The 13226-nt window shown below is 40.1% G+C and carries 14 protein-coding genes; 2 read left to right on the top strand and 12 right to left on the bottom strand.

Annotated features, from left to right (window positions below; genetic code table 11):
- Positions 1 to 100: 100 nt before the first annotated feature.
- A complete protein-coding gene (locus AC4HAI_RS02000) occupies positions 101 to 499 on the bottom strand; it encodes a MerR family transcriptional regulator (RefSeq protein WP_491110209.1) in 399 nt (132 codons plus the stop codon).
- Between the two features lie 71 nt (positions 500 to 570).
- Positions 571 to 1713 (bottom strand): Mbeg1-like protein, encoded by a 1143-nt coding sequence (locus AC4HAI_RS01995; RefSeq protein WP_491078401.1) that lies wholly within the window; start codon positions 1711 to 1713, stop codon positions 571 to 573.
- 202 nt (positions 1714 to 1915) lie between these two features.
- Here AC4HAI_RS01995 and AC4HAI_RS01990 point away from each other — a divergent pair, with 202 nt between their 5' ends.
- Positions 1916 to 2557: a Pr6Pr family membrane protein gene (locus AC4HAI_RS01990; RefSeq protein WP_491078400.1), complete on the top strand. Its 642-nt coding sequence runs from the start codon at positions 1916 to 1918 to the stop codon at positions 2555 to 2557.
- A gap of 17 nt (positions 2558 to 2574) precedes the next feature.
- On the opposite strand, the gene AC4HAI_RS01985 is transcribed toward AC4HAI_RS01990, so the two are convergent.
- The 9 genes from AC4HAI_RS01985 to metK form a co-directional block, all read right to left on the bottom strand.
- The gene (locus AC4HAI_RS01985) at positions 2575 to 3654 is read right to left on the bottom strand and encodes a GHKL domain-containing protein (RefSeq protein WP_491078399.1); all 1080 of its coding nucleotides are present in this window, start codon (positions 3652 to 3654) and stop codon (positions 2575 to 2577) included.
- Positions 3655 to 3908: 254 nt separating this feature from the next.
- Positions 3909 to 5246, bottom strand: a complete 1338-nt coding sequence (locus AC4HAI_RS01980; protein ID WP_491110208.1) for a hypothetical protein — start codon at positions 5244 to 5246, stop codon at positions 3909 to 3911.
- A gap of 181 nt (positions 5247 to 5427) precedes the next feature.
- Positions 5428 to 5949 carry a DUF2798 domain-containing protein gene (locus AC4HAI_RS01975; RefSeq protein WP_491110207.1) on the bottom strand — a complete coding sequence of 174 codons (522 nt, stop codon included), beginning with the start codon at positions 5947 to 5949 and terminating at the stop codon, positions 5428 to 5430.
- 122 nt (positions 5950 to 6071) lie between these two features.
- The gene (locus tag AC4HAI_RS01970) at positions 6072 to 6536 is read right to left on the bottom strand and encodes a GNAT family N-acetyltransferase (protein WP_491078396.1); all 465 of its coding nucleotides are present in this window, start codon (positions 6534 to 6536) and stop codon (positions 6072 to 6074) included.
- 87 nt (positions 6537 to 6623) lie between these two features.
- Positions 6624 to 7664, bottom strand: coding sequence for an LLM class flavin-dependent oxidoreductase (locus AC4HAI_RS01965; RefSeq protein WP_491110206.1), 1041 nt, complete (start codon positions 7662 to 7664; stop codon positions 6624 to 6626).
- A gap of 19 nt (positions 7665 to 7683) precedes the next feature.
- Positions 7684 to 8310: a nitroreductase family protein gene (locus tag AC4HAI_RS01960; RefSeq protein WP_491110205.1), complete on the bottom strand. Its 627-nt coding sequence runs from the start codon at positions 8308 to 8310 to the stop codon at positions 7684 to 7686.
- Positions 8311 to 8380: 70 nt separating this feature from the next.
- Positions 8381 to 9016 carry an SDR family oxidoreductase gene (locus tag AC4HAI_RS01955; protein WP_491110204.1) on the bottom strand — a complete coding sequence of 212 codons (636 nt, stop codon included), beginning with the start codon at positions 9014 to 9016 and terminating at the stop codon, positions 8381 to 8383.
- Between the two features lie 154 nt (positions 9017 to 9170).
- Positions 9171 to 10430 carry a UDP-N-acetylglucosamine 1-carboxyvinyltransferase gene (gene murA, locus AC4HAI_RS01950; protein WP_491110202.1) on the bottom strand — a complete coding sequence of 420 codons (1260 nt, stop codon included), beginning with the start codon at positions 10428 to 10430 and terminating at the stop codon, positions 9171 to 9173.
- Between the two features lie 171 nt (positions 10431 to 10601).
- Positions 10602 to 11789 (bottom strand): methionine adenosyltransferase, encoded by a 1188-nt coding sequence (gene metK, locus AC4HAI_RS01945; RefSeq protein ID WP_491110201.1) that lies wholly within the window; start codon positions 11787 to 11789, stop codon positions 10602 to 10604.
- A 245-nt stretch (positions 11790 to 12034) separates the two neighbouring features.
- On the opposite strand from metK, the gene birA reads away from it, so the two are divergent.
- Positions 12035 to 12967 (top strand): bifunctional biotin--[acetyl-CoA-carboxylase] ligase/biotin operon repressor BirA, encoded by a 933-nt coding sequence (birA, locus tag AC4HAI_RS01940; protein ID WP_491110200.1) that lies wholly within the window; start codon positions 12035 to 12037, stop codon positions 12965 to 12967.
- Here birA and AC4HAI_RS01935 read toward each other — a convergent pair.
- Positions 12948 to 13148, bottom strand: a complete 201-nt coding sequence (locus AC4HAI_RS01935) for a DUF3272 family protein (RefSeq protein ID WP_491078389.1) — start codon at positions 13146 to 13148, stop codon at positions 12948 to 12950. The two genes, birA and AC4HAI_RS01935, sit on opposite strands and share 20 nt — an antisense overlap.
- Positions 13149 to 13226 lie beyond the last annotated feature (78 nt).

Raw genomic sequence — 13226 nt, 5'->3', positions numbered from 1 at the left:
TACGACTTCTTTTATGACCTGTCAATACTTTTTTTAATCTATTGAAAATATTTTTTTACTTCAGCCATAACACCCTGTCTTTATCATTAAGTAAACTAGCCTAATCTTTTATATTTTTTTCTCTCTCAAAAAGCTCATATTCTCTTGGCAGTATTGTATTTTCATAATGATCAATCTTATAGTTAAGATGCTCCATGGCTTCATGAAGGTCATCTATCCGCTTTTGAAGTGCCCTTCTTTGATCAATCAAAAGAGCTAAGCGCTCCTCAACAGTATGATCCCCCGCTTGAAGCAGGCTGACATACTCAATGAGAGCATCAACACTAAATCCTGCTTTTTTAAAATAAAGTACAAAGTGAATAATCTCAATATCATGCTCACTAAACTCTCGAACGCCAGCTCGATTGCGCTTGATATGAGGCAGTATTCCTATTTTTTCATAATAACGAATAGTATCGGCACTCATACCGGTCAATTCGCTAACTTTTTTAATATTCATCCTTACTCCTATTTTTACATCTTTAGTAATGCCAATATTATAACACACAACCTAATGTTGATCTTTAGCCGTTAAAACATGCGCCAACTATCAAAATCAGGCAATTTGGGTAAGTCAAATTGATCAGCACGAGATTTTAGGAAAATATTAATCAATTTGATAGTGGATTGAGTCAAGATACGGCGCTTATCTTCTGAAAGTTCTCCTAAGCTATTAAGAATGGTTGCCACATTTTTAAAAAAATTTGCCTGAAAATCATCGATAGTCTCTAGATCATTTTCTAAAAATAAATCAAAAACAGTATCAAAATAAATCTTGAGCTCTTGCTTACCGAGACTCTGTGTCCACTGGCTGAAAGTGACTTCAAGAGCATGACTCCATTCACTCTGACCACCAGCAGCCAAGACAAAATTACCTTCCTCAACATCCCAAGACATAACATTATGCTGTGAGATACCTAACCCTCTACTCTCCAAAAAAATGCCAGCCACATCATTTCCTAACATACTCCCTACAACAGAATCCTTGGGACGCAGCGCACAAATCTTATGACGGATACGATCATAACCAGGACTCGTCAAAAGACGGTCATGAAGTCCCGGTGCATCCAACAGCAAGAGATAAGGCAAACGTTTCTGAAGAGCAGGATCTAGCTGAGCTGCCGCAAAAAGAGCCAGATTACCACCCTTGGAGTGGCCAGACAGGATAAAGGAATCTTCAGGATACAAATTCAGAATCTCCCTTAAATAAGACTCTGCCTGCCTTTGAGCTGGAATTTCGCTCATATAAGTCATTTTGAAGTCTTCTTTCCAACCAATAAAACTCTCATCTGTTCCCCGAAAGCACACCTGACGATAGTTTAGCTCAGGAAGAGTAAAAAGAACAGCAGCAAATTGTTTCTCATAAACAGTATCGATCACACTGACATATTGAGAAAATCTCAAGCTCCGATAGCGAAAAGACTGGGCAACAGCTTCAAGCAAGCTAACACGACTTTTATTTCTAGTGTAAGTATAGGATAGTTTATCTTGTGCCTGCAAAGACACCAATGCGTCTTTGACTAAATACCCATCTCTTTGCTCTTTTGCTTCTTCTATCTCTCCTAAGGGCAAGTAACTCAGCTCATTGATCACCGCCATATCTACAAGGGATAAGGGATGATCCTCAAAAGATCTCTCACCAAATATGCTAACAAAATCAAGAATCGTTCCCATCTGCTCTTCTCCCCCTATGATGTACTAATATAGCACATCTACTTGAAAAAATCCTGTCTGCTTCTCGTCTCCAGCAAAGAGAAAGCCTTAAGCCAAGGATCAGCAAGCATATGATTTATCATCTTATAATCACAAGGCAAGTCATCTATACAGGCTTTATGATATGATGGAAGTCATAATAATACTCTAGAAAAGGAAAAATATGTCAAAAACACAATTTTACCGCTTACTCATGGGATTAGTCGGTCTAACCGGAGTGAGTCTTCAGCTCTATGAAAGTGGTCCTGGTATGCTCCTCTATTACACTGTCCTTTCCAATATCCTAGTCTTCATGAGTTTTTTCTATTTTGTCTACTATGAATCTCGTAGGGAAAGTATCAACCATCACCCTCTTCTCTTACGCTACAAGGCAGGTATTACTCTTGCTATCGCCTTAACATTTTTAGTCTATCATTTTCTCCTGGCCCCATTGGTAAGCCATCACGACTATTGGAATCTTAAGAATTTCTTGGTCCACTATATCGCACCTCTAGCTATGATTCTAGATACATTGATCCTTGATAAGAGAAGCAGCTACCGCCTAACTGATCCCTTTAAATGGGCAATTCTACCAATTTTTTACGCCTTTTTCTCGATTATCAATGGCCTAATCTTTAAACTCCAAGTACCAGGAGCTGATAGTAGCCCTTTTCCTTATTTCTTTCTAGATGTTCAGCATAAGGGATGGGCATATGTACTTACTTTTGCCCTTATCTTAGCTACCTTTTATATCTTAGCAGGATACCTACTCATGCTCATAAAAACAGTCATAGGAGCAAAATCACTTCAAGCCACTTCAAATTAAAAGAGCCTGAGGCTCTTTTAATTTGATTTCGGCTCAGTAATAGATAGGGTTTGACGAAAGAGATAATCCTCTGAAACAGTAGACAGGCTAACATTATCATACTTAGAAATAATACGTTCAACATTCGATAGACCAATACCTCTATTAGGCCCTTTTGAAGAATAGCCTTCCTCAAATATCATGCTGATAGGAATTTGCTCTTCCTTGGTAGAATTTTCTACCACAAAGAAATGCTGATTTCCAACTGTGAAAAGAGCAACCCCCAATGTTTTTTCCTCAGATTCTACAGCCCCTTCTATAGCATTATCGCATAGAATTCCAATCAAGGTCACAAGATCAATTACATTCATGGAAATGGATTCAATCTCATCTGGTGCCTCAATCGATACTTCTAGACCAGCATCTTGAGCGACTACAATTTTTGACGAAATCATACTCTTAATGGGAGAGATATGGATAGAAGACAGCTTACCAATATCTCCACGACTAGACAGCGTTTTATCATCGATCTCTCCCAGAAAATCATTATAAATCTGCTGTGTCGACTTTATATCCCGATTGGCAATACTTTTGGCTAACTGCTCAAAAATGCTCTGATAGTTACGCTTAAAATCACCCAGCTCATCGTAGAGGGACTCAACACGACGATTATAGGTCTCCAAATTTTTAATATGCATGAGACGGTCATTTTCGATTTCCTTATTCATATTGCGGCGTACCCAGCGGCTGTAACCAAATAGATACATAGCTACACCGAAAACACTTCCTAAAATGACCTTGATCCGATTCTTATCCAACCAGGGAAAAACATGAAGATCTAAAAAGTGAAACAGATAAACCATCACAATAAAATAATAAGCAATAATCAAGAAAACCGTCACATGACGAATAAACTTCTTAACACTTGCATTGCTACTATCTGTCATCGTCCTAAAATTCAGATTGAAGATCGTTTTGATCGCCCAATATTCAAAGATGGCAAACATATTCGCAAATAAAAGCTCATAATAAGGATGGGCACTGATCACAATAGTATTAGCATCCGTATTCAGTCCAAAAACGATCACATACGAGAGGCAAAGTAAGCATTCCACCATAACTGTGGTATAAAAAGCATAGAAGAGCAAATTCCACTTAGATTCATGCCTAAAGAAATAAAAGGCAATTAAGAGTAGATGCAAAGAGTCAGCAATCGTCCCACTCTCAAAAGATAAATAAATGATAGCTGAAGAAAGTATCGATACTGGTAATAACTTTTTCCAAGGCAGAGTAAGCTTACTAATTGAGGTAAAAACATACCATCCTACCCAGAAAATCGTCCATGCGAATAAAAAACAAGGCAAATAATCCATCAATCAGATTTTCTCCTAATTTGTATTTCTTGCACAAAGGTCTGGCCATGCATCCCTTGATAAAATTCTAACTCATGATAGTGATTCAACATTTTCCGTGATTCCAAAGATAATTCAGCCAAATCTAATAAGTCCTGTGACTTAAAAGGAGTAATGCCCAGACTAATCAGCTGACACTCACCATCATCAGAAATCTTTAAGACCAGGACTGCATCAGCATCTCGATCTACCACAGCCTTAAGCCGATCAAACATCTCCGAGAGAACCATCAGGCCTACTGTACTAGTCACCCCATAATCCAAAATCAAATCAGAAATCTCCAGGATAAATTTTCGCTTCTGATTATCATATTCACTCAGCTTAAGATAAAGGAATGACTTTAATTCAGGAACAGTAACATTGATCAACTTGGTTTGATAATCCTTGGTCTCTAAACCAACAATACTATTTCGAAACACTTCATCAAAAATTTGACGCACCTGTCCAATATCCCCACTATTGATACTGGTCCGTAGACTCAATAAGATATTGCTGTAATCATGCCTAAAAGCTCGAACAGAACGATAGAGTTCTTCCAGCTGATGGCTATAATTTTCTAGATTTTCCAGATAGTGCTTCTGCTCTTGCTCCCTTAGCATTTTCAAATATTCACGAGAGTAATAATCCGTCGTGATCAAAATTTGAAACAAAATCCCAAGATAAAGCAAAGTAATCACATTATAAGCAAGATAAAAAGGAAAAAATAGAACGCGATCTACCTGAAAAGCCTCCGCCAAGCTCAAGAGATGCTGAGTGACAAAATAAGCCATGACTGCAGTCAAGCAATAATAAAAATTAAGACGAGTCCTATTATCTAGCCAGATATTTTCCTTGAGGGCCAGGTAATTAACCTGAAAAAATTCCCGTAAAAATCGCTCACTCAAGTTTAATACGATCAACATTGACATGCACCAGACAAAGTTGGTCCTAAAAATTTCAAACTTAATGTCAAACAGATAAGGAAAAAGCATCCGTGCAATAAAGTTAAACAAAATAGCGTACAAGACTGGAGGATAAAAGGCAAAAAATAGCTTCTCCAAAAAAGGACTCTTACGATCGAATACAAACAAGAGCAAAAGATAATAGAGTCCAGCAAGCGTCATTTCTGATCCAACTCCACCAATAAAGGCAAATGGTGTCAGCAACAATGATAATAATAAATGAACACCTACTAAAAGAAATCCTTGGTAGAATTTAGGTCTAATCCCCGTGATATGAGTAAATAAGGACCAAAGTGATGATACTACGATAAACTTTATCATCAGAAACTGAGGAAACTCAGCTACAAAATCAGACACGGCCAACATTACCCTTTCTAGTCTAAAGTTCTATTGATTCCACCATTTTACCATACTTAAACCGCTTGCAGTAGTCAACCAGATTAAATTTAGACTACAAATAGCCCGAATACTAAAAAAACTAGCAAGTAAAGCTGATAATCAACGACAGCTCTGACTCACTAGAGTTTTTTCAAGACACTTAGATAATTGTAGGAATCTCATCATCATTGTCAAAATCTTCAATGACTTCTTCACCTGGTAAAGGTTTTTGGAAATGACTCAGAATGAAGCGAGAGATAGGACCTGCTACCAAAAAATTAAGCGGCAAGGCACAGACAATATTGGTCAACCAGGCTTGGCCATAGTTCACTGCTGTCAGCGGACGCCCATTAACCAACAAGCCGTAGATTGACATCAAACTGACCATAAATAGGCACATAGTCCCTGAAATAGCTAAAATCTTTGCCCAACGCTTATCGTGAGCTTTGAGATGATGAAGAATTTTAGTCGCAAGTCCCTTAGCAATCGGACCAACCAAAGCCATATCTAGGATAAAGGCTACCGCAAATCCTGGTAGTAATCCGAGGAAAAAGTGAGACCACTTAAAGGGCTCTACTCCTGATACATGTAGAACCGTCAAGTTCCACAGACTCATACCACAGACCATGAATCCACACATCAAACAGGTAAAGAACAGTGCTTCTTTAAAATTACGAGGCATAACAACTCCATTTAGTTATATTTCAAGGGCTTACTAAGCCTCACTTAGCTATCCTTGATTTTTTAGCTATATATCAAGGATAGCATAATTAAAAAAGTTATGTAAGGGCTACTCTTTATAATTTACAGAATTTCTTCCATAGTTGTTACCTGTGCTCTAAACCCTTCCTTCTGATAAAATTTTAGAGCCTCCTGGTTATCATTCCAAGCATGCAGTGTGAGATTGTAGCAGCCTTGCGTTTTTGCATAGTCTCTAGCAAATTGTAAGAGGGTGTGACCAATTCCTTGTCCTCTAGCTTCTTTTGCGACACACAAATCATCTATAAAAAGCGTTTTTCTCGGCACCAAAGGTGATTTACTGACCTCTTCAATACTCAAAAAAAGATGGGCTAAGACTTGTCCTGAACTATCTGTATAGACAAAAATAGGTTGACCATCCTCAATCATCTTTCTAAGTGCTTGGGAGCTAAATTTTTGCCCTTGTGCTAAGAAAATATCTGGCCTAACGTCATGATGGACCCTAAGCACTTGCTTTAGCAGTTCTTCAAGATCTGCTATATCCTCAATAATCGCTGGTCTAACTGACATAACATCTCCTTTGTCGTCAAAACTCATCATCAACTCCCCTACTACTTCGGTGTCCATAAGGAAGAAACATATAGCAAGGGATAACTATTACAAACCATCAATAACTGATTTCAAGAGTTCAAAAGAATGAAGCTGGGCTGCTTGATCATAAATATAGCTATTAACGATGATCTCATCTGGATTAACAGCTGACTGAAGAGACTGGATTTGCTGCTTAACGGTATCCGTATGACCTACCAATGAAATTCTTGACATCTGCTTAACAATCATCTTTTCTCGATGAATGACATCTTCACGTTCAAAAGCAACTGGTCCAAAGTGGGGAACCTTATAAGCTCGAACATAGTCTTTCCAAACATCATCCTCATTAGCAAGAGGAGGCATCAAACCACTGGGCTGTCCTGTTACAATAGATAAAAAGGACTGCAACTGTGTCGTTGCTAACTGCCGTGCTTCATCATCACTATCTGCTAAAACAGCATTAGCACCAATGATAACGTAAGGTTCATCCAAAACATCAGATGGCTTAAAATAACGACGATAAATGGTTACTGCCTCTTCCATCATAGCCGGAGCAAAATGAGAGGCAAAGGCATAAGGAAGTCCCTTCTCAGCTGCTAAATAAGCACTATCAGTACTTGAACCAAGAACATAAAAAGGCACTTGAATACCTGCAGCTGGATATGCCGATACAGGATTGGTATCCTTAAAATAGCCCTGTAACTCCTCTAAATCCTCTGAAAAATGCGGATTTAAATCATCAGAACGCCGTAAGGCACGCGCTGTCTGCATATCAGTCCCAGGTGCTCGTCCCAGACCAAGATCAACACGTCCCGGATAAAGGGTCTCCAATGTCCCAAATTGCTCAGCTACAATATAAGGACTGTGATTAGGAAGCATGATCCCCCCAGAGCCGACACGAATACTGGTAGTTTTTGACAAAGCTTCCTGCATAAGTAAGACAGTTGCACTTGATCCCACGCTCTTCATATTGTGATGCTCGGCAATCCAGAGGCGCTCATAGCCCAATGCCTCAATCTTTTTAGCCATGGTTACCATATCAGCCATAGCTTCACGATAATTTTGTCCCTGCCGTAAAGGGACAAGGTTTAAAACAGAAATCTTCATAAAAAAGCCCTCTCACCTACTATTTAAATGCGGTGACCTGTTCAGCAGACAATCTAACAGAATTATGACCTGCTTCTGCTGCTTTACCTACAGCCACAATCATCACGGGAACATAGCGATCTGGATCCCAACCAAAAGCCTGAGCTAAATGAGCCGCATCGAAACCTGCAATCGGATTAGTATCGTAACCATGTGCACGTGCTACTAGCATAAACTGCATGGCTGCTAAGCTAGCATCAATTTTCACGGTACTTTCCATTTCTTGATCTGTCTTGTTTTCATACATAGGAACAATAGTAGCAAGTTGGCGATCACGGACCTCCCTAGGCATCTTACCCTCAGCTACAGCTTGATCATAAATGTCCTCAGCATAGCTATGACATTGCCTATCACCAAACACTAAAACCATAGCTGCCGATGTATCATTTTGCAACTGATTCCCATACAAAAGCTCTGATAAAGTAGCTTTTGCCTCCTGAGAAGCAACGACCATAAAGCGCCAAGGTTGCATGTTGACAGCAGATGGTGCTGTTACAGCCTGATCAATCATTTCAAGCATCTCTTCTTGACTGATCTTAACAGATGGATCAAACTGACGAATAGAACGACGGTTAAAAACAATCTCTTCAAAATTTTGATTAGACATTTTCTGATTCCTTACTAAAATAATACTATGGCTATCAAACTTATGATCAAATAATATAAGGTTTCTTCTCTTATATAGCTTTGATAGCCTCCTCAGCAGCAGTATCACCTTCAACTAGGGGAATTAATTTACCGACAGTATTATCACTCTCCAGAACAAGCGCCAAAACTTTGGCGACATCTTCAATACTAATACTGCCAACACCAGCCGGTGCTAGATCCACTAGCCCTTTACCTGGCTTTTCTACCAAGGCACCTGGCTGGAGAATAGTATAGTCTAGCTGAGTGCTTTGCATCAGATAGTTATCCGCAAAGAATTTAGCAACATAGTAATCAGATAATTGATTGACACCAGCCTGATCCCATTTCTCAGGTTCAGTAGACAAAATAGCACTGAGCATGATAAAACGCTTAACACCAGCTTTTTCAGCGGCTTGCATGGCCTTAACAGCTCCAAAAGCATCGGTTTGTAAAAGATCTTTACCACGCGAACCGGCTAAGAAGTAGACAGCATCAACACCAGACAGCTGATCTGCCATAGCATCAGCTTTTGCATGTAGATCAAAGGCAACCTTAGTCACACCTGGTATATCTTCTAATTTTTCAGGACTTCTCAAGGCAGCTATAACATCATGGCCCTTATCTGCCAAGCGCTTCAACAACTGATTAGCAACACGCCCATTAGCACCAATAACAAATACTTTCATAACATATCTCCTTTTATTTTTGTTCAAGAGCTATTCTAGGCTTTCATCAACCCTTTGTCAAAAATCTGATTTTTACTTACCTTAAATGCATAAGGCTTCTTTTGTGATAATTGATTAATAAAAACTGGTCCAATCTCTGAACCAGTTCTTCTATCTAAGCTTCAACTAGAGTAATATCAGCTCCGAGCCTTCTGAGCTTTTCAACGATATTGGAATAACCACGCAGGATAAATTCAATATTAGTAATTTCCGTTTGCCCTTTAGCCAACAAAGCAGCCGTAACAAGAGCAGCCCCAGCCCTAAGATCAGAGGCCTTAACTTTAGCACCCTTTAGCTCATTTGGCCCTTTGTAGACAATGCGACCACCAATCACTGAAATATTAGCACCCATGCGTTCAAGCTCGGCCACATGTCTCACTCGCTCTGGGTAAATGCTATCTTGAATATGCCCCTGACCACTAGCCATCAACAACAAAGGTGTCAAAGGCTGTTGTAAATCTGTAGCAAATCCTGGATAAGGGCTGGTACGAATGGAAATAGCCTTAAGATTTTCTTGCTTTTCGACAAAGATGGAATCTTCCTCAATAGTCATACGAACACCCATTTCTTCAAGCTTAGAGATAAAGCTCTCTAGATGTTCATAAAGGACATTGCTCACACGAACCCCTTCACCAGCTGCTGCTGCAAGCGCAATGTAGGTACCAGCTTCGATACGATCGGGAATGACTTGATGATGAGTCCCACCCAATCTTTCAACACCATCTATGGTAATAATATTAGTCCCAGCTCCTCTAATATGAGCTCCCATATTATTTAAGAGAGTCGCTACATCAATAATTTCAGGTTCGCGTGCCGCATTCTCAATGACAGTTCGTCCTGTCGCTTTGACAGCTGCCAGCATAGTATTGATAGTCGCCCCCACACTGACAGTATCCATATAAATATGAGCCCCCTTCATGGAGTGGCCATCAGCCTCTAAACGCATGGCATCGGATTCTTCTGTCATCTTAGCTCCCATAGCCTCAAAAGCCTTGAGATGTAGGTCAATAGGACGAGGACCCAAATCACATCCACCGGGAAGACCAACAACTGCTCGTCCAAACAGGCCTAATAAGCTACCATAAAAATAATAAGAAGCTCTAAGACTGTCTGTCTGCTCAAAAGGCATTGGTTGATCCTTGACAGCACGAGGATCAATCACTAAAGTTTCTCCCTTACGATCAACTTTAGCTCCCATAATTTCCATAATCTCAATTAGAGTATCCACATCACTGATAGCAGGAACTCCCTCAAGAGTCACAATATCATCTGCAAGAATAGTGGCTGGAATCAGAGCAACCACACTGTTTTTTGCGCCAGAAACAGCCACTTCACCAGAAAGTGGCTTCCCACCATTAATGACAATTTTTCTCATTCCAAATTTTCTTTCTATAATACTTGATAAATAGCTTTATAAGTATATCAAACTTTACGCCCCTTGACAAACTATACATCCATCTAAGGAGATGAAAAAAGGCTTCAAAAGCTCCAGTTAATGCAGCTAAAAAGGCTTGAGCATAGCTCAAACCTTTACAATCAATAACTCTTAGTTGACAGCAGTCTTAAGCGCCTCAACCTTATCCAATCTTTCCCATGGAAGATCAATATCAGTGCGCCCCATATGACCATAAGCCGCCGTCTGGCGGTAGATAGGACGCTTAAGGTCAAGCATCTTGATGATACCAGCCGGGCGTAAGTCGAAATTGTCGCGAACAGCTTTTTCAAGCACTGCTTCTGAGACAGAAGAGGTTCCAAAGGTATCCACCCGTACTGAAACCGGATGAGCCACCCCAATAGCATAGGCTAACTGTACCTCAGCCTTATCAGCTAAACCAGCAGCAACTATATTTTTAGCAATATAGCGAGCTGCATAGGAGGCTGAACGATCAACCTTAGTTGCATCCTTTCCAGAAAAAGCACCGCCACCATGACGAGCGTAACCACCGTAAGTATCGACGATAATCTTACGCCCAGTCAGTCCAGAATCTCCCTGCGGTCCGCCAATAACAAAGCGACCGGTTGGATTAATATAAAATTTAGTCTGTTCATCTAGATAATCCGCAGGGATCACTTCTTTAATCACATGATTAATGATATCCTCATGGATCTGATCATTAGAAACTTCTGGATCATGCTGAGTGGAGATCACCACTGTATCTACTCGTACTGGCTTGTCCTGCTCATCATATTCCACCGTTACTTGAGATTTAGCATCTGGACGTAAGTAATCAAGTGAGCCAGATTTGCGTAACTCTGCTAGCTTATGGGCTAGCTTATGCGACAGAGAAATAGGCAGAGGCATGAGCTCAGGCGTTTCATTCACCGCAAATCCAAACATGAGCCCCTGATCACCAGCACCTATCAAATCAAGCTCATCAACTGCTCCTTGACGAGCTTCCAAGGCTTGATTAACCCCTTGAGCAATATCAGGAGACTGCTCAATCAAGGAAGGATGAACACCAACTGATTCTGCTGCAAAGCCATACTCCGCATTATTATAACCAATTTCTGCAATCGTATCACGCACGACACGATTGATATCCACATAAGCATCCGTCGAAATCTCACCAAAAACATGGACAGAGCCAGTATAAACAGCGGTTTCAACAGCGACATGAGCATCTGGATCCTTAGATAAGATAGCATCTAAGATAGCATCGGAGATCTGATCAGCAATCTTATCTGGATGTCCCTCAGATACTGACTCAGACGTGAAAAGTTTACGTTCTGACATAGATATGTCCCCCTTTTAATGTCTCGTGATAAACACTATCACTGATATAATGTTAAAAAGTTACAAAGCACTGGCTACCCAGAAAACTAGATAACCACCTTTTCGGGACTAATTAACCTCCTTATTCTATCATAAATCTCTAGATCTTGCGAAGGAGATCTCGTGCAGCCCTCCTACTTTATCAAGTAAGCCTAAAGGATTATGATACAATGATAGATAAGAAAATAAAAAGAGGAGCTTCTAGCATGAAAACTTATCAACAGTTATACACCCTCTTATCCCAGCGACATGAATTTAGCAGCGGCGAAGATCTAGCCAAAACATTGGGAGTTTCAAGAACAAGCATCTGGAAAGCTGTCAAAACCCTAGAAGAAAAGGGAATCACCATAGAGGTTCAAAAAAACAAGGGCTATCGTCTCATCAAAGGCGACCTCCTTCTCCCAGAGGAAATTGCAGCAAAGACTTCTCTAGCCGTCTATTTAAATGAAAACTCAACCTCTACCCAAGATGATGCCAAGGCTGCTTCTGACAATACTCCTTCACTCTACCTTGCGCCTAGTCAGACTGGGGCAAGAGGGCGATTTGAACGCCCTTTCTATGCTCCAAAGACCGGTGGCATCTATATGACCCTACACCTTCAACCTAATATCCACTATCATAAAATGCCCAACTACACCATGATGATAGCAGCCAGCATTTACAAGGCCATTCAAGAGCTCACTCAGCAAACGGTCTCAATCAAGTGGGTCAATGATATTTATCTTGGGAAAAAGAAGCTGGCTGGTATTTTAACAGAGGCGCAGTCTTCTATTGAAACAGGCGTTATCACAGATGTTTATATCGGCATTGGCCTCAATTTTTTTGTAGAAGATTTTCCCGCAAATCTTTCTGATAAAGCAGGTAGCCTATTTACCAGTCAGCCTAACATCACGCGCAATCAACTGATCTCAAAAATCTGGACTACCTTTTTTAATACCCCAGAAAAAGATCTCATCAAGGTATATAAAGAAAGATCACTCGTTATAGACAAACAAGTGACCTTCACACAAGGACCAAAAAGCTATAGCGGCAGAGCCAAAGCTATCACTGACGACGGCAAACTCTTAGTCCAACTGGACGACGGCAAGGAAATGCTCTTACATTCAGGAGAAGTTAGTCTTACTTCTTGGGAAACTTAGGAAAGTTTTTCAAAACTTCCTTTAGGAGACGATCGGCAAGGTAAGCTCGTCTCAATTCTTGTATCAAAAGAATCCCCCAAAACACTGCTAGAAAACTCTGGCCATCTATAAGGGCACTACTGAAAAAATAACTCTCAACAGCACTTCTAAGAGCTGCAAACATAAATTGTATCCGATTCATAATAGTTAGATTATACCAAAAAAACTTGGGACATAGGCGTTCCAAGTTTTATTAATGCTTTAAATATCATATCCTGAT

The sequence above is a fragment of the Streptococcus sp. ALY_208 genome (assembly GCF_058314295.1).
Note: the sequence above shows the minus strand (reverse complement) of the source record. Positions and strands in the feature narration are given on the sequence as shown.

Bases quoted from the DNA above. Each gene is read 5' to 3' on its own strand.
- AC4HAI_RS02000 (WP_491110209.1), bottom strand. From the start codon at position 499: ATGAATATTAAAAAAGTTAGCGAATTGACCGGTATGAGTGCCGATACT.
- AC4HAI_RS01995 (WP_491078401.1), bottom strand. From the start codon at position 1,713: ATGGGAACGATTCTTGATTTTGTTAGCATATTTGGTGAGAGATCTTTT.
- AC4HAI_RS01990 (WP_491078400.1), top strand. From the start codon at position 1,916: ATGTCAAAAACACAATTTTACCGCTTACTCATGGGATTAGTCGGTCTA.
- AC4HAI_RS01985 (WP_491078399.1), bottom strand. From the start codon at position 3,654: ATGGTGGAATGCTTACTTTGCCTCTCGTATGTGATCGTTTTTGGACTG.
- AC4HAI_RS01975 (WP_491110207.1), bottom strand. From the start codon at position 5,949: ATGCCTCGTAATTTTAAAGAAGCACTGTTCTTTACCTGTTTGATGTGT.
- AC4HAI_RS01970 (WP_491078396.1), bottom strand. From the start codon at position 6,536: ATGTCAGTTAGACCAGCGATTATTGAGGATATAGCAGATCTTGAAGAA.
- AC4HAI_RS01965 (WP_491110206.1), bottom strand. From the start codon at position 7,664: ATGAAGATTTCTGTTTTAAACCTTGTCCCTTTACGGCAGGGACAAAAT.
- AC4HAI_RS01960 (WP_491110205.1), bottom strand. From the start codon at position 8,310: ATGTCTAATCAAAATTTTGAAGAGATTGTTTTTAACCGTCGTTCTATT.
- AC4HAI_RS01955 (WP_491110204.1), bottom strand. From the start codon at position 9,016: ATGAAAGTATTTGTTATTGGTGCTAATGGGCGTGTTGCTAATCAGTTG.
- murA (WP_491110202.1), bottom strand. From the start codon at position 10,430: ATGAGAAAAATTGTCATTAATGGTGGGAAGCCACTTTCTGGTGAAGTG.
- metK (WP_491110201.1), bottom strand. From the start codon at position 11,789: ATGTCAGAACGTAAACTTTTCACGTCTGAGTCAGTATCTGAGGGACAT.
- birA (WP_491110200.1), top strand. From the start codon at position 12,035: ATGAAAACTTATCAACAGTTATACACCCTCTTATCCCAGCGACATGAA.
- AC4HAI_RS01935 (WP_491078389.1), bottom strand. From the start codon at position 13,148: ATGAATCGGATACAATTTATGTTTGCAGCTCTTAGAAGTGCTGTTGAG.